The sequence below is a fragment of the Streptomyces sp. NPDC026092 genome (genome assembly GCF_040638605.1).
In the GTDB taxonomy this organism is placed as follows: domain Bacteria; phylum Actinomycetota; class Actinomycetes; order Streptomycetales; family Streptomycetaceae; genus Streptomyces.
Map to the genome: position 1 here is coordinate 81,754 of NZ_JBEZYN010000011.1, position 18,162 is coordinate 99,915.

Annotated in this window: 16 protein-coding genes; 13 read left to right on the forward strand and 3 right to left on the reverse strand. The window is 71.1% G+C overall.

All coding sequences use genetic code 11. The annotated features are described in order from the left end of the window. The first annotated feature begins 3 nt into the window (after positions 1–3). From AB0F56_RS19570 to AB0F56_RS19605, 8 genes are all read left to right on the forward strand, one after another. Complete coding sequence (locus tag AB0F56_RS19570) at positions 4–1,062, forward strand: ABC transporter ATP-binding protein (RefSeq protein WP_362011073.1); 1,059 nt, start codon at positions 4–6, stop codon at positions 1,060–1,062. Then, positions 1,055–2,203, forward strand: a complete 1,149-nt coding sequence (locus tag AB0F56_RS19575) for a dipeptide ABC transporter ATP-binding protein (protein ID WP_362011075.1) — start codon at positions 1,055–1,057, stop codon at positions 2,201–2,203. The genes AB0F56_RS19570 and AB0F56_RS19575 overlap by 8 nt, the downstream gene beginning before the upstream one ends. A 149-nt stretch (positions 2,204–2,352) precedes the next feature. Further along, positions 2,353–3,978 (forward strand): ABC transporter substrate-binding protein, encoded by a 1,626-nt coding sequence (locus AB0F56_RS19580; protein WP_362011078.1) that lies wholly within the window; start codon positions 2,353–2,355, stop codon positions 3,976–3,978. Positions 3,979–4,060: 82 nt separating this feature from the next. Next, positions 4,061–4,984 (forward strand): ABC transporter permease, encoded by a 924-nt coding sequence (locus tag AB0F56_RS19585; RefSeq protein WP_362011081.1) that lies wholly within the window; start codon positions 4,061–4,063, stop codon positions 4,982–4,984. After that, on the forward strand, positions 4,977–5,972 hold the full coding sequence (locus tag AB0F56_RS19590; protein WP_362011083.1) for an ABC transporter permease: 996 nt from the start codon (positions 4,977–4,979) through the stop codon (positions 5,970–5,972). The genes AB0F56_RS19585 and AB0F56_RS19590 overlap by 8 nt, the downstream gene beginning before the upstream one ends. A gap of 6 nt (positions 5,973–5,978) precedes the next feature. Beyond that, positions 5,979–6,953 carry an ABC transporter ATP-binding protein gene (locus AB0F56_RS19595; RefSeq protein WP_362011086.1) on the forward strand — a complete coding sequence of 325 codons (975 nt, stop codon included), beginning with the start codon at positions 5,979–5,981 and terminating at the stop codon, positions 6,951–6,953. Then, entirely contained in the window at positions 6,946–8,079 is a 1,134-nt protein-coding gene (locus tag AB0F56_RS19600; RefSeq protein ID WP_362011089.1) for a dipeptide ABC transporter ATP-binding protein, read from the forward strand. Before AB0F56_RS19595 ends, AB0F56_RS19600 begins: the two co-directional genes overlap by 8 nt. A 212-nt stretch (positions 8,080–8,291) precedes the next feature. Continuing rightward, positions 8,292–9,212: a hypothetical protein gene (locus AB0F56_RS19605; protein WP_362011092.1), complete on the forward strand. Its 921-nt coding sequence runs from the start codon at positions 8,292–8,294 to the stop codon at positions 9,210–9,212. Between the two features lie 13 nt (positions 9,213–9,225). Here the strand turns inward: AB0F56_RS19605 and AB0F56_RS19610 are convergent, their stop codons facing one another. After that, the gene (locus AB0F56_RS19610) at positions 9,226–11,367 is read right to left on the reverse strand and encodes a prolyl oligopeptidase family serine peptidase (RefSeq protein WP_362011094.1); all 2,142 of its coding nucleotides are present in this window, start codon (positions 11,365–11,367) and stop codon (positions 9,226–9,228) included. 174 nt (positions 11,368–11,541) lie between these two features. On the opposite strand from AB0F56_RS19610, the gene AB0F56_RS19615 reads away from it, so the two are divergent. From AB0F56_RS19615 to AB0F56_RS19630, 4 genes are all read left to right on the forward strand, one after another. Continuing rightward, positions 11,542–11,736 (forward strand): hypothetical protein, encoded by a 195-nt coding sequence (locus AB0F56_RS19615; RefSeq protein WP_137993529.1) that lies wholly within the window; start codon positions 11,542–11,544, stop codon positions 11,734–11,736. Between the two features lie 55 nt (positions 11,737–11,791). Further along, the gene (gene mshB / locus AB0F56_RS19620; protein WP_362011097.1) at positions 11,792–12,706 is read left to right on the forward strand and encodes an N-acetyl-1-D-myo-inositol-2-amino-2-deoxy-alpha-D-glucopyranoside deacetylase; all 915 of its coding nucleotides are present in this window, start codon (positions 11,792–11,794) and stop codon (positions 12,704–12,706) included. Between the two features lie 2 nt (positions 12,707–12,708). Further along, the gene (locus AB0F56_RS19625) at positions 12,709–13,047 is read left to right on the forward strand and encodes a DUF6113 family protein (RefSeq protein ID WP_362011454.1); all 339 of its coding nucleotides are present in this window, start codon (positions 12,709–12,711) and stop codon (positions 13,045–13,047) included. 447 nt (positions 13,048–13,494) lie between these two features. Further along, positions 13,495–15,516 (forward strand): hypothetical protein, encoded by a 2,022-nt coding sequence (locus AB0F56_RS19630; RefSeq protein WP_362011100.1) that lies wholly within the window; start codon positions 13,495–13,497, stop codon positions 15,514–15,516. A gap of 76 nt (positions 15,517–15,592) precedes the next feature. On the opposite strand, the gene AB0F56_RS19635 is transcribed toward AB0F56_RS19630, so the two are convergent. Together AB0F56_RS19635 and AB0F56_RS19640 are read right to left on the reverse strand one after the other, a co-directional pair. Then, positions 15,593–17,167: an alkaline phosphatase D family protein gene (locus AB0F56_RS19635; protein WP_362011102.1), complete on the reverse strand. Its 1,575-nt coding sequence runs from the start codon at positions 17,165–17,167 to the stop codon at positions 15,593–15,595. Continuing rightward, positions 17,164–17,742, reverse strand: coding sequence for a phosphoesterase (locus AB0F56_RS19640; protein WP_362011105.1), 579 nt, complete (start codon positions 17,740–17,742; stop codon positions 17,164–17,166). The genes AB0F56_RS19635 and AB0F56_RS19640 overlap by 4 nt, the downstream gene beginning before the upstream one ends. A 174-nt stretch (positions 17,743–17,916) precedes the next feature. Between AB0F56_RS19640 and AB0F56_RS19645 the strand changes: the two genes are divergently transcribed. Further along, on the forward strand, positions 17,917–18,117 hold the full coding sequence (locus AB0F56_RS19645; protein ID WP_362011108.1) for a hypothetical protein: 201 nt from the start codon (positions 17,917–17,919) through the stop codon (positions 18,115–18,117). The last annotated feature ends 45 nt before the right edge of the window (positions 18,118–18,162 follow it).

The following is an 18,162-nucleotide window of genomic DNA, read 5'->3' on the forward strand; positions in this document are numbered from 1 at the left end:
CACGTGAGCCTCATCGACAAGACCGCGAACGTCCCCGCCCCGCGCGGCGGCGACGAGCACACCGGCCCGCTGCTCGAAGTCCGCGACCTGCACGTGGAGTTCCACACCCGCGACGGTGTGGCCAAGGCGGTCAACGGCGTCAACTACAGCGTCAACGCGGGCGAGACGCTCGCCGTGCTCGGCGAGTCCGGGTCCGGCAAGTCCGTCACCGCGCAGGCCGTCATGGGCATCCTCGACATGCCGCCCGGCAAGATCCCCAAGGGTGAGATCTTCTTCCGCGGCGAGGACATGCTGAAGATGTCCGGCGAGGAGCGCCGGAAGATCCGTGGCCAGAAGATTGCGATGATCTTCCAGGACGCGCTCTCCTCCCTCAACCCGGTCCTCTCCGTCGGCTACCAGCTCGGCGAGATGTTCCGGGTGCACCACGGCCTCTCCAAGAAGGAGGCCAAGGCCAAGGCCATCGAGCTGATGGACAAGGTCAAGATCCCGGCCGCCGCGGCCCGGGTGAACGACTACCCCCACCAGTTCTCCGGCGGTATGCGCCAGCGCATCATGATCGCGATGGCGCTCGCCCTCGAGCCGGACCTGATCATCGCGGACGAGCCCACCACGGCGCTCGACGTGACCGTCCAGGCCCAGGTCATGGACCTGCTCGCGGAGCTCCAGCGCGAGTACAACATGGGCCTGATCCTGATCACCCACGACCTCGGCGTCGTCGCCGACGTCGCGGACAAGATCGCGGTCATGTACGCGGGCCGGATCGTCGAGACCGCGCCGGTCCACGAGCTGTACAAGCGCCCGGCCCACCCGTACACCCGGGGTCTGCTCGACTCGATCCCGCGCCTGGACCAGAAGGGCCAGGAGCTGTACGCGATCAAGGGCCTGCCGCCCAACCTGCTCCGCGTGCCCACCGGCTGCGCCTTCAACCCGCGCTGCCCCAAGGCCGACGACATCTGCCGCACGGAGATCCCGGCGCTCGCGCCGGTCACCGAGCAGGACGGCACGGAGCTGCCCGGCCGCGGCAGCGCCTGCCACTTCTGGAAGGAGACGATCCATGGCTGAGCTCAGCAAGAAGGACGAGGCCGCGGACGCGACTCCGAACGTCACCGAGGTCGAGACGGTCGACGCCGCCACCGAGGCGGAGGCCGTGGCCGCCATCGAGGCGCCCGTCGAGCGCGGTGAGCCGATCCTGCAGGTGCGCAACCTGGTCAAGCACTTCCCGCTGACCCAGGGCATCCTGTTCAAGAAGCAGGTCGGCGCGGTCAAGGCCGTGGACGGGGTCTCCTTCGACCTCTACCAGGGCGAGACCCTCGGCATCGTCGGCGAGTCCGGCTGTGGCAAGTCCACGGTCGCCAAGCTGCTGATGACCCTGGAGCGGGCCACCGCCGGCGAGGTCTTCTACAAGGGCCAGGACATCACCAAGCTGTCCGGCCGCGCGCTGAAGGCCGTCCGCCGCAACATCCAGATGGTCTTCCAGGACCCGTACACCTCGCTGAACCCGCGTATGACGGTCGGCGACATCATCGGTGAGCCCTTCGACATCCACCCCGAGGTGGCCCCGAAGGGCGACCGTCGCCGCCGGGTGCAGGAGCTGCTCGATGTGGTCGGTCTGAACCCCGAGTACATCAACCGCTACCCGCACCAGTTCTCCGGCGGTCAGCGCCAGCGCATCGGCATCGCCCGAGGCCTCGCGCTCAACCCGGAGATCATCATCTGCGACGAGCCGGTCTCGGCCCTGGACGTCTCCGTCCAGGCGCAGGTCATCAACCTGATGGAGAAGCTGCAGGACGAGTTCAACCTCTCCTACGTCTTCATCGCCCACGACCTGTCGATCGTCCGGCACATCTCGGACCGGGTCGGCGTGATGTACCTCGGCAAGATGGCCGAGATCGGTACGGACACGCAGATCTACGACCACCCGACGCACCCCTACACCCAGGCGCTGCTCTCGGCGGTCCCGGTCCCGGACCCGGACGCGCGTGAGGGCCGCGAGCGGATCATCCTCACCGGAGACGTCCCCTCGCCGGCCAACCCGCCGTCGGGCTGCCGCTTCCGCACCCGGTGCTGGAAGGTGCAGGACAAGTGCTCCACCGAGGTGCCGCTGCTCGCCATCCCCGAGCGCTTCCAGGGTCAGGACACCCCGGCCGCGCACGAGTCGGCGTGCCACTTCGCCGAGGAGAAGGACGTCGTCCACGCGTCGTAGTTCTCCCGCTGTGCATCGAGGGCGCCCCGGCCGTGACGGCCGGGGCGCCCTCGCGCTTCTCTCCTTACGGGTGTCGCTAAGGTGCATACCGCCCGCACTCGGGTGATATTGGGGCTCTCGGTACATACCAGGACCTCGGGAGGCACCTCATGCGCGGAGCCACGCACGCCAAGTGGGCCGCAGTGGCCGTAGCCGTCGCCCTCACGGCCACGGCCTGCGGCGGCGGAGACGATGGCGGAGGTGGTGGCGCGGACGGTGTCGTGAGCTCCTCGTGGGGCGACCCGCAGAACCCGCTGGAGCCCGCGAACACCAACGAGGTGCAGGGCGGCAAGGTCCTCTCGATGATCTTCCGGGGGCTCAAGCAGTACGACCCGAAGACCGGCGCGGCCACGGACATGCTCGCCGAGAAGATCGAGACCACGGACTCCACGAACTTCACCATCACCGTCAAGGACGGCTGGACCTTCTCCAACGGCGAGGCGGTCACCGCGAACTCCTTCGTGGACGCCTGGAACTACGGCGCCAGCCTGAAGAACAACCAGAAGAACGCCAGCTTCTTCGGCCAGATCGAGGGCTACGACCAGGTCCACCCCGAGAAGGGCGAGCCGACCGCCGACACGATGTCAGGACTCAAGGTCACGGGCCCCCAGACCTTCACGGTCAAGCTCACCCAGAAGTTCTCCACCTGGCCCGACACCCTCGGCTACGCCGCCTTCTCCCCGCTCCCGAAGTCCTTCTTCGACGACCACGCGGCCTGGCTGAACCAGCCCGTCGGCAACGGCCCGTACACGATCTCCTCGTACGCCAAGGGCTCCCAGATGGAGCTGAAGCGCTGGGACCAGTACCCCGGCGACGACAAGGCGCAGAACGGCGGTGTGACCCTCAAGGTCTACACCGACAACAACACCGCCTACACCGACCTGACGGCCGGCAACCTCGACCTCGTCGACGACGTGCCCGCCTCGCAGCTCAAGAACGTCCAGGCGGACCTCGGCGACCGGTACATCAACGTCCCGGCCGGCATCATCCAGACCCTCGGCTTCCCCTTCTACGACCCGGCGTGGAACAAGCCCGGTCAGGAGAAGCTCCGCCAGGGCCTCTCCATGGCGATCAACCGCGAGCAGATCACCGACACCATCTTCCAGAAGACCCGCACCCCCGCCGTCGACTGGACCTCCCCGGTCCTCGGCGAGGACGGCGGCTTCAAGGACGTCTGCGGCGACTTCTGCAAGTACGACGCGGCGGAGGCGAAGAAGCTGGTCGCCGAGGGCGGCGGCATCCCCGGCGGCACGATGAAGATCTCGTACAACGCCGACACCGGCTCCCACAAGGAGTGGGTGGACGCCGTCTGCAACTCCATCAACAACGCCCTCGGCAACAACCGGGCCTGTGTCGGCAACCCGATCGGCACCTTCGCGGACTTCCGCAGCCAGGTCTCCACGCAGAAGATGCCCGGCCCGTTCCGGGCCGGCTGGCAGATGGACTACCCCCTCATCCAGAACTTCCTGCAGCCGCTGTACTACACGAACGCCTCGTCCAACGACGGCAAGTACACCGACCCGGAGTTCGACAAGCTCGTCGACCAGGCCAACGCCGAGTCCGACATCGGCAAGGCCGTCGAGACCTTCCAGCAGGCCGAGGAGGTCCTCCGCGACGACATGGGCGCGATCCCGCTCTGGTACCAGAACGGCAGCGCCGGCTACTCCGACCGGGTCTCCAACGTGACCCTCAACCCCTTCAGCGTTCCGGTCTACGACCAGATCAAGGTCAACTGACGCAGCGCGTCGGCGGGCGGCCCGGCGCGGTATCTCCCCGCGCGCCGGGCCGTACGCCTACCCCACACCCCCGGAGCCCCCCATGGGTCGTTATGTGATCCGGCGTCTGCTGCAGATGATCCCGGTCTTCATCGGCGCCACCCTGCTGATCTTCCTGATGGTGACCGTGATGGGCGACCCCATCGCGGGCCTCTGCGGCGACCGCGCCTGCGATCCCGCGACCGCCGCCCAGCTGGAGAAGGAGTTCGGCCTCGACAAGCCCGTCTGGCAGCAATACCTGACCTACATGGGCAACATCTTCACCGGCGACTTCGGTACGGCCTTCAACGGCCAGCCGGTGACCGAGCTGATGGCCAGCGCCTTCCCGGTCACCATCCGGCTGACCATCGTGGCGATCCTCTTCGAGATCGTCATCGGCATCAGCCTCGGCGTCCTCACGGGCCTCAAGCGCGGCCGCCCCGTCGACACCACCGTGCTGCTGCTGACCCTGGTCGTCATCTCGATCCCGACCTTCGTCACCGGTCTGCTGCTCCAACTGCTCCTCGGTGTGAAGTGGGGCTGGATCAAGCCCGCGGTCTCCTCCGAGGCCACCTTCGACGAGCTGATCGTCCCCGGCCTCGTCCTCGCCTCCGTCTCCCTCGCGTACGTCACCCGGCTCACCCGGACCTCGATCGCGGAGAACAAGCGCGCCGACTACGTCCGTACCGCCGTCGCCAAGGGCCTGCCGCGCCACCGGGTCATCACCCGCCACCTGCTGCGCAACAGCCTCATCCCCGTGGTCACCTTCATCGGCGCCGACATCGGCGCGCTGATGGGCGGCGCGATCGTGACGGAGCGGATCTTCAACATCCACGGTGTCGGCTACCAGCTCTACCAGGGCATCGTCCGGCAGAACACCCAGACCGTCGTCGGCTTCGTGACCGTCCTCGTCATCGTCTTCCTGCTGGCCAACCTTCTGGTCGACCTCCTGTACGCCGTCCTTGACCCGAGGATCCGCTATGCCTGAGCCGCTTAAGCCGCATGAGCCGTTCGACGACGGGCGCGCCATCGACCACACGGGCGCGGGCGCCGGCACGGACCTCGCCATGGAGGAGGGTGAGTCCCTCGAGAAGACCCCGGGCGGCCCCCTCGGTACGGGACCGGCCGGCAAGCCGCGCTCGCTCTGGTCCGACGCCTGGCACGACCTGCGCCGCAACCCGGTCTTCATCATCTCGGGCCTGATCATCCTCTTCCTCGTGATCATCTCCATCTGGCCGTCCCTGATCGCCAGCGGAGACCCCCTCCAGTGCGACCTTTCCAAGGCCCAGGAGGGCTCCCAGCCCGGCCACCCGTTCGGCTTCAACGGCCAGGGCTGCGACGTGTACACCCGTACGGTCTACGGCGCCCGGACCTCCGTCGCCGTCGGCGTCCTCGCCACCCTCGGCGTCGCGATCCTCGGCTCCCTCCTCGGCGGCCTCGCGGGCTTCTTCGGCGGCGGCTGGGACGCGGTCCTCTCCCGGATCACCGACGTCTTCTTCGCCATCCCCGTCGTCCTCGGCGGACTGGTGCTGCTGTCGGTCGTCACCAGCGCCACCATCTGGCCCGTCATCGGCTTCATGATCCTGCTCGGCTGGCCGCAGATCTCCCGCATCGCCCGCGGGTCGGTCATCACCGCCAAGCAGAACGACTACGTGCAGGCGGCCCGCGCGCTCGGCGCCTCCAACTCCCGCATGCTGCTCCGCCACATCACGCCCAACGCCGTCGCCCCGGTCATCGTCGTGGCGACCATCGCCCTCGGTACGTACATCTCGCTCGAAGCGACCCTGTCGTACCTCGGCGTCGGCCTGAAGCCGCCGACCGTCTCCTGGGGCATCGACATCTCCTCGGCCTCGCAGTACATCCGCAACGCCCCGCACATGCTGCTCTGGCCGGCGGGTGCGCTCGCCATCACCGTGCTCGCGTTCATCATGCTCGGCGACGCGGTGCGCGACGCCCTCGACCCGAAGCTGAGGTAGGCACCCATGCTGCTCGAAGTGCGCGATCTGCACGTGGAGTTCCACACCCGGGACGGCGTGGCCAAGGCGGTCAACGGGGTCAGCTACTCGGTCGACGCGGGCGAGACCCTGGCCGTCCTCGGCGAGTCGGGCTCCGGGAAGTCCGTCACCGCCCAGGCGATCATGGGCATCCTCGACATCCCGCCCGGCAAGATCACCGACGGCGAGATCCTCTTCCAGGGCAGCGACCTGCTGAAGCTCAAGGAGGACGAGCGGCGCAAGGTCCGTGGCGCGAAGATGGCGATGATCTTCCAGGACGCGCTGTCCTCCCTCAACCCCGTGATCAGCGTCGGCGACCAGCTCGGCGAGATGTTCCAGGTCCACCAGGGCCTGTCCCGCAAGGACTCCCGCGCCAAGGCCGTCGAGCTGATGGACCGGGTACGCATCCCCGCCGCCAAGGAGCGGGTCGGGCAGTACCCGCACCAGTTCTCCGGCGGCATGCGCCAGCGCATCATGATCGCGATGGCGCTCTCCCTCGAACCCGACCTGATCATCGCGGACGAGCCGACCACCGCCCTCGACGTCACCGTCCAGGCCCAGGTCATGGACCTCCTCGCCGAGCTCCAGCGCGAGCTCAACATGGGCCTCATCCTCATCACCCACGACCTCGGCGTCGTCGCCGACGTCGCCGACAAGATCGCCGTGATGTACGCGGGCCGGATCGTCGAGACCGCCCCCGTCCACGAGATCTACAAGGCCCCCGCCCACCCCTACACCCGGGGCCTGCTCGACTCGATCCCGCGCCTGGACCAGAAGGGCCAGGAGCTGTACGCGATCAAGGGCCTGCCCCCGAACCTGCTCGCCATCCCGCCAGGCTGCGCCTTCAACCCGCGCTGCCCGCTGGCCAGGGACGTCTGCCGCACCGACGAACCGCCCCTGTACGACGTGTCGGAGGAACGCCGCAGCGCGTGCCACTTCTGGCAGGAGGCCCTCCGTGGCTGAGCCGATTCTCCAGGTCCGCGACCTGCACAAGCACTACCCGCTCACCCGGGGCATCGTCATCAAGAAGCAGGTCGGCGCGGTCAAGGCCGTCGACGGCGTCGACTTCGACCTGACGGCGGGGGAGACCCTCGGCATCGTCGGCGAGTCCGGCTGCGGCAAGTCGACCGTCGCGAAGATGCTCGTCAACCTGGAGCGCCCGACCTCCGGTTCGATCCGCTACAAGGGCGACGACATCACCACGCTGTCGCCGAAGGCGCTCCGCGCGGTCCGCCGCAACATCCAGATGGTCTTCCAGGACCCGTACACCTCGCTCAACCCGCGCATGACGGTCGGCGACATCATCGGGGAGCCGTACGAGATCCACCCCGAGGTCGCCCCCAAGGGGGACCGGCGGCGGAAGGTCCAGGACCTGCTCGACGTCGTCGGGCTCAACCCCGAGTACATCAACCGCTATCCGCACCAGTTCTCCGGCGGCCAGCGGCAGCGCATCGGCATCGCCCGCGGCCTCGCGCTCCAGCCGGAGATCATCGTCGCCGACGAGCCGGTCTCGGCCCTCGACGTCTCCGTCCAGGCCCAGGTCGTGAACCTCCTGGAGAAGCTCCAGAACGAGTTCAGCCTGTCGTACGTCTTCATCGCCCACGACCTCTCGATCGTGCGGCACATCTCCGACCGGGTCGGCGTCATGTACCTCGGCCGGATCGTCGAGATCGGCACCGACAGCCAGATCTACGAGCACCCCACGCACCCCTACACCCAGGCCCTGCTGTCGGCGGTCCCGGTGCCCGACCCGGACGCGCGGGAGCACCGCGAGCGCATCATCCTCAGCGGTGACGTGCCCTCGCCGGCCAACGTCCCCTCCGGGTGCCGCTTCCGCACCCGCTGCTGGAAGGCGCAGGAGCGCTGCACGCTCGAAGTCCCGGAGCTGGCGGTCCCGGCGGTCTTCCGGCTCACCGACTCCCCGGCCAAGCACGACTCGGCGTGCCACTTCGCGGAGGAGAAGCACGTGGTGCCGACGGAGGAGGAGTTGGGGAAGCCGGGGGTGGAGCTGGGGAAGCCGGAGGAGGGGCTGAGGAAGCCGCAGGAGCCTGGGGAGCCGGGCGGGCAGCAGGAGGGCAATTCCGGATGAAGGGGCGTCAAATTCGTTAACGAGCAGGCAACTCGGCCGACCCGGATCCGATATACGAACGCGCCAAGCTCCACAGCGTACGGCCGTGCGGGTGCCGTAGGCCGGCCGGAGCGCGCCATGTCGCCCCGGCCGGCCGACACCGCCCCTCCACTTGCCGGTCGAATATGCGGAACCGCTTGTTTCGACGCGTGGTAGCCGTGAGTATCGGCTCCGTGACAGTGACACGACCGGCACGTCTCACCGGCGCCGCACTGTGCGGCGCGCTCGCGCTCGTCATCGTCGTCTGGCTCCTGCGGGACCTCGCGGCCTTCGGCTCGCTCGCCGATCTCGGCCGGTACTGGGCCGGCGACCACGCCTTCCTGCTCCGGAGCAGGTCCGCCACGTCGCTGCTCGACCCCCTCCTGCTCCTCGCCTACGCCGCCACCGCGCTCACCGCGCTCCGGTCCTCCCTCGCCGGACCCGCGCTCGCCGCCGCCGGAGCCCTCACGCTCGCGCTGCGGCTCCCCGGCCTGTGGGCCACCGGCGTCGACGCGCTCGTGACGACCCTCCTCACGCTCGCCCTCGCCTCCGGACTCGTCGTCACCGCCGCCCTGGGCCGCCAACCCGCCTCAGAGCCCCATGCCCGCCCCCGTACGGGCCCCGCCGTCGCCGCCGGGGTGTTATGCGCGGTCGCCGCGGTCGTGGGGGTGGCCTGGGAGGTGCACTGGGCGCGGGCCCTGCCGGTCGAGGCGACCGTCGACCGGTTCACCGGCGGCCGCTCGCTCCTCCTGCCCGCGCTCGCGGTCCCGCCGGCCTGGCTCAGCGTGATGCTCGCCGCCCTCTTCCTGGCCGCCGCGGGCAGCGCCTTCGCCCGCGCCCCGCACGCCCGGCCCCTCGGCCTGCTCGCGGGGCTGCTCCTGGCGGGCAGCGGGCTCGCCGGGGTCGCCACGGCGTTACGGACCGGGTGGGCCGCCCACCTCGCAGGCCTGGACGACACCGGCCGGCTCGCCCTCGCCACCTCCGCGTACGGGCTGCTCGCCGGGGCCGCTGTCCTCGTCCTGCTCTCCGTGCGCGGCGCGCCCCACCCCGCACCCCGGCGCCCGGTCGCCGCCCTGCCACCGGCCCCGCCGCACCCCCGCCCACCGGGCTGGTGAGCCCCGGGCCGAACTACCGCTCCATCCCCAGCGAGCGCTTCAGGAACTCCACCTGAAGCAGCAGCAGGTTCTCCGCCACCTGCTCCTGTGGGGTCATGTGCGTCACGCCCGTGAGCGGCAGCACCTCATGGGGGCGGCCCGCCGCGAGCAGCGCCGAGGAGAGCCGGAGGGTATGGGCGACCACCACATTGTCGTCGGCCAGGCCGTGGATGATCATCATCGGCCGCGCCGGCTCCTCGGGCTCCACCAGGCCCTCGTCGGTGACCAGCGAGTTCGCCGCGTACACCTCCGGGTTGTCCTGAGGCGTGCCGAGGTACCGCTCGGTGTAGTGGGTGTCGTAGAGCCGGAAGTCCGTCACCGGGGCGCCCACCACGGCCGCGTGGAAGACGTCGGGCCTGCGCAGCGCACCGAGCGCGGCGAGATAGCCGCCGTACGACCAGCCCCGGATCGCCACCCGCTCCAGGTCGAGCGGGAAGTCCTTCGCCAGCGCGTGCAGCGCCTCGATCTGGTCGTCCAGGGTCGGCATCAGGTCGTTCTTGATCGCCTTCTCCCAGCCGGGCGACCGGCCCGGCGCGCCCCGGCCGTCCGCGACGATCACCGCGAAGCCCTGGTCGGCGAACCACTGCGAGGTCAGGTGCGGGTTGTGCGCGGCGACCACCCGCTGGCCGTGCGGACCGCCGTACGGATCCATCAGGACGGGAAGCGGCCCGTCCCCTGCCGCGTACCCGGAGGGGAGCAGCACGGCGCACGGAATCCGCCGTGCGCCCCCCTCGACGAGTCGCACCCCCGCCGAGAGCACCGGCGTCTCCGCGTACGAGGCGATCACCGCGACCTGCTCGCCGTCCCGCAGCACCCGCGCCACGCTCCCGGGCGCGTCGGGCCGCGCCGAGACCAGCACCGTCACCCCGCCGCCGCGGACCGCCGAGTGGACCCCCACGCCCTCCGAGACCCGCTCCACGCCCCGCTCGTCGACCCGGTACACATGGATCTCCCCGGTCTCCGGCTCCGCCCGCTCCTCGCCCGCGGAGGCCGACACCAGGACGCCGTCCTCCCCGATGTCCAGGACCGCGCGGACGTGGAGCGCCGCACTTGTCAGCGCCCGGTCCCCGACCGCGAGCACCCGCGCCCCGCCCTCGTCGGCGATCCGCACGAGCCGCCCGTCCGGGGCCCACGCCGGCGCCCCCGGCAGCAGCTCCAGCCACACCGGGTCCTCGTCCGCGTGCACCGTCCGCGTCGCCCCGGTCGCCGGGTCCACCGCCAGATGCAGCTGCGTCCGCTGGTCCCGCGCCTGGACGAGCAGCAGCGGAGCCCCGTCCGCCGACCAGTGCACGCGCGCCAGATACGGGTACCGCTCCCGGTCCCACTCGACCTCGGTACGCTCCCCGGCCAGATCCACCACGTACAGCCGCACCTCCGCGTTCGGCGTCCCCGCCGCCGGGTACGGCACCACCTGCGGCTCCCGCTCCGGGTGCGCGGGGTCGGCGATCCACCAGCGCCGTACGGACCGGTCATGGGCCCGCGCCACCAGGAGCCGGTCCGAGTCGGGCGACCACCAGAACCCGCGCGAGCGGCCCATCTCCTCCGCCGCGACGAACTCCGCGAGCCCGTACGTGGTGTGCGCGTCCTCCGGCTCCGCGAGCGCCCGGTCGCCCGCCCCGTCCGCGCCCGTCACCCGCAGCGCGCCGCCCACCACATAGGCCACGTGGCGCCCGTCCGGCGACGGCCTGGGGTCGATCACCGGGCCGGGCACCGGGAGTTCCCGCGAGGTCCCCGCCCGCAGCTCCGTCGCGAACAGTCGCCCCGAGAGTGCGAAAGCGGCCAACTCCACGGCCGCGTCCACCGCGTACCCCACGATCCCGCCCGACCCCTCGCGGCTCCGCTCCCGCCGGGCCCGCTCCTCCGCCGACAACTCCTCGGCGGCGCCCGCGAGGAGGGCCTCCGGGTCCGCCGCGAGCCGCTCCCGCGGCTCGTCCGTCAGGTCGAGGACCCAGAGCGCGTGGGACCGGTCCGTCCCCGACGACGACCGTACGAACACCACGCGTTCACCGTCCGGGGAGACCGTGAACGTGCGCGGAACGCCCAGCGTGAAGCGCTGCGTCCGGGCGTACTGGCGGGGGAACGAGAGCGGATGCGACGGCAGTTGCGTGGAGGTCATGCGACCGAAACTAGCGCTGTGCGCCCCCTCTGTGCCTCCGTACACCATCAATGCGGTGCCACACATAGTTATGATCCGTAGCGCTAGGTGGGTAGGGGTCACCTGACATCTGGCACATGCTCGCCGACCTGACCGTCCGAATATCCGACCGATGAAGTGTGGAGGTGAACCGCCGTGGCACTCTCGATTTCGGCGGTGGTGCTGCTGGCGATCGTCGTCTTCCTGCTGATCCGGAAATCCGGGCTGAAGGCTGGACATGCGGCGGTCTGCGCGCTCCTGGGGTTCTACCTGGCGAGCTCGTCCATCGCCCCGTCCATCAGCACGCTCACCACGAACGTGGCGGGCATGATCGGCGGCCTCAAGTTCTGAGCCTCGCGCTCGGGGGTGCCCGGCGGTCCCCGGCCCCGCCTCGTAGGGTGGGGCCATGACGGTTCTCCCAGCCCGTCGTCTGCTCCTGGTGCACGCGCACCCCGACGACGAGTCGATCAACAACGGCGCCACCATGGCCAGGTACGCGGCCGAGGGCGCCCAGGTCACGCTCGTGACCTGCACACTCGGCGAGGAGGGCGAGGTCATCCCGCCCGGGCTCGCCCATCTCGCGCCCGACCGGGAGGACCGGCTCGGGCCCCATCGCGTCGGCGAACTCGCCGACGCGATGAAGGAGCTGGGCGTCACCGACCACCGCTTCCTCGGCGGCCCCGGCCGCTTCCGCGACTCCGGGATGATGGGCGTCGAGCAGAACCGTCGCGCGAACGCCTTCTGGAACACGGACGTCGACACCGCCGCCGCGTACCTGGTCGAGATCGTCCGCGAGACCCGTCCGCAGGTCCTGGTCACCTACGACCCCGACGGCGGCTACGGCCACCCCGACCACATCCAGGCCCACCGCGTCGCCATGCGCGCCGCCGAGCTGGCCGAGGACCCCGCGTACCGCCCCGACCTCGGCCCGGCCCACACGATCGCGAAGATCTACTGGAACCGCGTCCCGCGCCCGCTCGCCGAGGCCGCCTTCGCCCGGCTGCGCGCCGAGGGCACCGGCTTCCCCGGGATCGCCGACATCGACGACGTGCCGGGAGTCGTCGACGAGGCCCTGATCAGCGCCGAGATCGACGGCGACACGGCCTGGGCGGCCCGCAAGACCGCCGCGATGCGCGCCCACGCCACCCAAATCGCCGTCGAAGGACCGTTCTTCGCGCTCTCGAACAATCTGGGGCAGCCCATCCTCACCACGGAGCACTACCAGTTGGTCAGGGGTACGCCGGGCGCGCCGGAGGGCGTGCGCGAGACGGACCTGTTCGCGGGTGTGGACACGGGCTCCGAGCCGGACGGGGGCGCGTGAGTATGCGGATCGTCTGGTACGTCGTCCTGGTCGTCCTCGGCGCCCTCGTGGCCGTCGCGGGCTCGTTCGTCCAAAACGCCTGGTTCCCCGGCGGGTTGATCCTCGCCCTCCTCGCCACCGCCGCCGTCTTCTACGGCGGGCTGCGGGCCACCGACACCCAGCTCGGCGTCGTGGCCCCCGGGGCGGGCTGGCTCGTCACCATCGTGCTGCTCAGCCTCGGACGCCCGGAAGGCGACGGGGTCTTCGGTGGCGGGGTCGCCGAGATGATCTTCCTGCTCGGTGGCATGGCGATGGCTGTGATCTGCGCCACGATGTCGCGGCTCGTCCGACCGGCCCCGTGAACAGCGTGACTTGAGCGAAGCTTCGGTGAAGGGGTGCCCGGCTTCGGCCGGATTGCCCCCACCTGGGTCCCCGGTCGTAGGGTGCCTGTCCGCCCCGCCCAGTATGGTGGTGCGCGCCGCCGAGCCGCCCGGGTACACGAGCACCAGCAAGAGAGCGGGCGGTGGAGCCAACCGGGAGATCCTGCTTTGAGTCGTGAAACTGGTCGAGACACCGATAGTTCGTCCTCCGGCGCCCAGGGGCGTGGTGGAGCCGCGTACCCGTCGGGTACACCGCCGTACGGATCCCGCCAGTATCCGTCGCTCCACCCCACGCAGGACGGGCCCGACGAGACGGCCGGTGCCGCAGCCGCGCCGCCCGCTCCTCCGCAGCCGGAAGAGCCCAGGACCGAGACCACGCTGACCACGCGCATCCGGATCAACATCCCGGGTTCGCGGCCGATCCCGCCCGTGGTCGTCCGCAAGCCGGTCGGCGACAGCGCCTCGGACTCCACGCCCGCCCCGGCCGCCGACGCCTCGGCACCGGCCCCCGCGCCGGAGGCCCCGGCCGCCCCGGCGCCGGCTCCCGTGGAGCCGCCCAAGGCCGAGGACAAGCCGACCAGCGACTGGTTCGCCCCGCGCAAGTCGGCCGCCCCCGAGGCGCCTTCCGCCCCGGCTCCGTCGGCCCCGGCCGGTCCGGGAGCTCCGGGCGCGAAGTCCGGCCTGGCGGGTCTGTCTCAGCCCTCCGCGCCCGCCTCCGGCCCCGGTGCGCCGCGTCCGGGCGCTTCCGGGCCGCGCCCCGGAGGCCCGGCCGGTGCGCCTCCGGCGGGCGTACGGCCCCCGGTCACGGGCGGCCCGACGCGCGGTTCCGGCTTTGCCGGTCCCGCGACGGGCGGCATCCCGAAGGTAGGCGGCGCGTCGATCTCGGCCACGCCCGCGTCCGGTACGCCGATGTTCCTCTCGACCCCGCCGCAGGACGAGGCCGCGTACGGCCCCGACGGCGCCCCCTACGCGCAGGGCGGGCCGCAGGGCCCCGCCGGCCCGGCCGCCCCCACCGGCCCGACCACGGGCCCGGCGACGGGCAACGCCGCACTCGGCACCGGCCCTATGGGCGGTGGCCCCATGGGTGGTGCGCCTATGGGTGGCGGCCCCATGGCCGGCGGCCCCGTCGTGGGCAACCCGCTGGCAGGCCTCGGTCCCAGCCCCAGCCAGAACCCCATGGCCGGCAACCCGCTGGCGGTCGGTGACCCCTTCGGGGGAGCGCCGCGCATGTCCGACGACACGGCCGTCCTGACGCCCCAGAACGCCGGACCGATGACCCCGGGCGCCCCCGGCCAGACGCAGCCGCCCGGCGGCCACGTCTCCGGGGACACGCTCACCAGCGGCATCCCGGTCGTCCCGTCGGGCCCCGACATGACGCCCCGCGCCCCGGAGCGCGGCTTCTCGACCCCCGAGTACGTCGGCGGTGCCCCGGCCGAACCGCGCCCCGCGCCCTCGTCCCCGGCCCCCGCCGCCTCCCCGGCCCGCTCCTCCGCCCCGCCGAAGAAGGGCCGCTCCAAGCTGGTCCTCGTCGGCGCCGGCGTCTTCGGTCTGGTCGGTGTCGCCTACGGCGCCGGGCTGCTCCTCAACCACTCCGACGTCCCCAAGGGCACGACCGTCCTCGGTGTCGACATCGGCGGCGGTACGAAGGAGGAGGGGGTCAACAAGCTCGAGGCAGCCCTCGGCAAGCGGGCCCACGCCCCGCTCCAGCTCAACGTCGGCGGCAAGACCGTCACGCTCGCCCCGGACAAGGCCGGTCTCTCCCTGGACAGCCAGGAGACCGTCCGCGCGGCGGCGGGCAGCGACTACAACCCGGTCTCCGTGATCGGCTCCCTCTTCGGCGGCGAGCGCGTCGCCCAGCCGAAGCTCCCGGTCGACGAGGAGAAGCTGGCCGTCGCCCTGCGCGACGTGGCCGGCGTCTCCGGCTCGGCGACCGAGGGGACGATCACCTTCGCCCCCAACAAGGTCACCGCCGTCGAGGGCAAGCCGGGCAAGGGCCTGGACGTCGCCCGTTCGATGCTCTTCGTCAAGGACGCCTTCCGCGCCCAGGTCGAGACCGGCAAGGCCAAGACCGTCGAGCTGCCGGTCGTCACCCGCCAGCCGTCGGTCACCAAGGCGGAGCTGGACCGGGCGATGAAGGAGTTCGCCCAGCCCGCGATGTCCGACGCGATCGTGATCAAGGCGGGCGCGAAGGAGATCAAGTTCGGCCCGGCGCGTTCGCTCCCGCAGATCCTCTCCATGAAGGCCGTCGAGGGCCGTCTGGTGGAGGTCTACGACAAGAAGGCGATCGACCGGCTCCTGGACGGCGTCTTCGACGGCATCATGATCACCAAGGCCGACGGCAAGAAGCACCAGGTCTCCGCCGACGACGTCGCGTTCGTCATGCGGGACGCGCTGATGGGCAAGACCACGGCCGAGCGGACGAAGACGATCGACCTCACCGGCCAGGGCTGAGCACGGCAGACGGAAGGGCCCGTCCCACCCGGTTCATGACCGGCGGGACGGGCCCCTCGTCGTCGATGCCGCCGTGTCAGTCGCGGCGGTACTGCGCCGGCGAGTTCTTCGTCGCCGGGTCCTCGTACGAGCCCGCCTTCCCGCGGTCCACGTGGAAGGTGGTCAGCGTGGAGACGGGGGAGTTCGGGTCGCGGCGGTCGTCGATGACCCGCATGTGGGCGCTGAAGCGCTCCGGGGTGACCTCGTAGACGTCGTAGCCGTAGCGGTTGCCCTCGAAGTACTTCAGGTGCGGGTTGCCCGCGCCCATGACGGGCCCGTTCGTGGCGTTCCAACTCGCCGAGTACGCGCCCGAGGTGACCGAGTGCGCCGTGAACTCCGTACCGATGACGGGCGACGAGACGTCGTCGAAGTCGGGCCGGATGTCGTCGACGAACGCCGAGTGCCAGTCGCCGGTGATGACGACCAGGTCCTCCATGCCGGTGTTGTGCACATGGCCGAGGACCTCCTTGCGCTCGGTGCGGAAGCCGTCCCACTGGTCGGTGAACATGTACGAGCCGCCCGGCCGGCTCCGCAGCTGGCTGAGCATGATCGAGTTGGCCCACACGTGCCAGGTGTCGGGGGCGCTGTCGATGTTCTTCTTCAGCCACCCCTTCTGTCCGGCACCGAGGATGGTTCCGTCGGCGAGGTTCTGCGCGGAGCGGTACGAGCGCAGATCGAGGACGGTCAGCTCCAGCAGGTCGCCCCAGCGGCGCACGCGGTGGATCTCGGGGTCGGGCAGTGCGGCCGTGGTCCCGGCGCCGCCGTCGCGGTGCGGCATGTTCTCGTACCAGGCCTGGTACGCGGCCGCCCGGCGCTGCATGAACGGCGCGCCGCCGCCCGTACCGGAGTAGTCGTTGACGACCTCGTGGTCGTCCCAGGTCAGGAACCACGGGTGGGCCGCGTGCGCCTCGCGCAGGGAGGCGTCGCCCTTGTAGAGCGCGTGCCGGCGGCGGTAGTCGGCGACCGTGAAGATCCCGGGGCCCTCGTGGTCGCGGACGTGGTCCGCGGGGACACCGCCGACCTGGCCGTGCTCGTAGATGTAGTCGCCGAGGTGGACGACGAAGTCGACCTTCTCGCGGGCGATGCCCCGGTGGGCCGCGTAGAAGCCGTCGTGGAACGCCTGGCAGTTGGCTGCGGCGAAGCGGACCGAACGGACGTCGCCGACGGGCGCGGTCTTCGTACGGCCGATGCGGCTCCGCTTGCCGAGCGCCGTGAACGCGTACCAGTAGTGGACGCCCGGACGGAGCCCGGAGACCGGCACGTGGACGCTGTGGCCGAGCGTCGCGGAGGCGGGCACGCAGCCGCGCGCGACGACGCGCCGCAGCTGGGGGTCGGCGGCGACGACCCACTCGACCTCGACGATCTCGCTCAGCTTCTGCTCGGCGGCCAGCGGCTCGGGGGCGAGCCGGGTCCACAGTACGACGCTGTGCGGCTGCGGGTCGCCCGAGGCGACACCGAGCGTGAACGGCGCCGGGTCGTACTCGGCACCGAGCGCCTGAGCCGCCTCCAGGGCCTGGGCGGGGGAGAGCCCGGCGGAGAGCGGCCAGACGAGGTTCAGGGCCCCGGCGGCTCCGGCGGCCTTGAGCAGATCGCGTCGGTTGAGCCTGGTCACTTGCTTCCCCCCGTGGCGTGCAGCGTGAGCGATATGGCGTCGGCGTAACCGTCGTTGGACGTCCCGCCGCCGCTGCGGGTGAAGACGAGCAGCACGCGCGCGGTGCGCGCCGTACGCGGCACGCGCGCGGTGGCGGTGCGCTCCAGGAGCGCGGTACGGGAGAGCCGCTCGCCGGCCGTCACAGGCCCGAGCACGGACAGGGCGACCGGGGTGCCCTGGGCGTTCCTGAACTCGACGGAGAGTCGCGCCCCGTCCTCCTGCGTCGCGTACCCGCCCAGCCACCCGGCGAGCGTGTAACCGACCCGCCCGGCGTCGATGTGCCGCCACCCCGTGGCACCGTTCCGGGGCAGGGCGATGTCCTGGACGAGCGCGGTACGGGGGCTGTTGCCCCCGGAGAAGAACCGCGTCCCGCGCTCGGCGGGACCCGGGTCGCCGGCCCCCGGGTAACCGTTCCCCAGGGCGTACGAGATGAGAGCGGGCGCCCCTTCGGGCACCACCCACCCGGTCACCTCGGCAACGGGATCCGCGGACCCGCCGGGTCCGCTCTCCGCGTCGCCGTTGACTACGAGATTCACTCGAGCCTCCTCGATCAAGCGCTGTTCGTCGTGCAAAGGGCGCGTGTATCGCAGCAGTCGGGAGTGAACTCTTGAAGGCCGATCGGCGAACGGCGACCGGGAGTTGTACAGACAACTCCCGGGTAGGGGAGGGGTGATGCTCGTGTCGACGGCGGCTGCGGAGAGAATGTCTGTATGACCGACGATCAGATTCCCGCATCGGATGCGCAGACGACTCCGGACACGGCTGCGGAGCCCGCGCCTCGCTGCAACGAGCCCGGACCGGACAGCTGGACGATTGATCCGCAGGGGAACTTCTTCTGCGACCTGCCGCGTGGCCACGACGGACTGCACTTCGAGACGGGTGCACCCCGTAAGTGGTGGGCCGGCGAGTAGGCCCCTCAGGAGGCGTGGCGGGTGACGTCCGCGATTCGGCACACC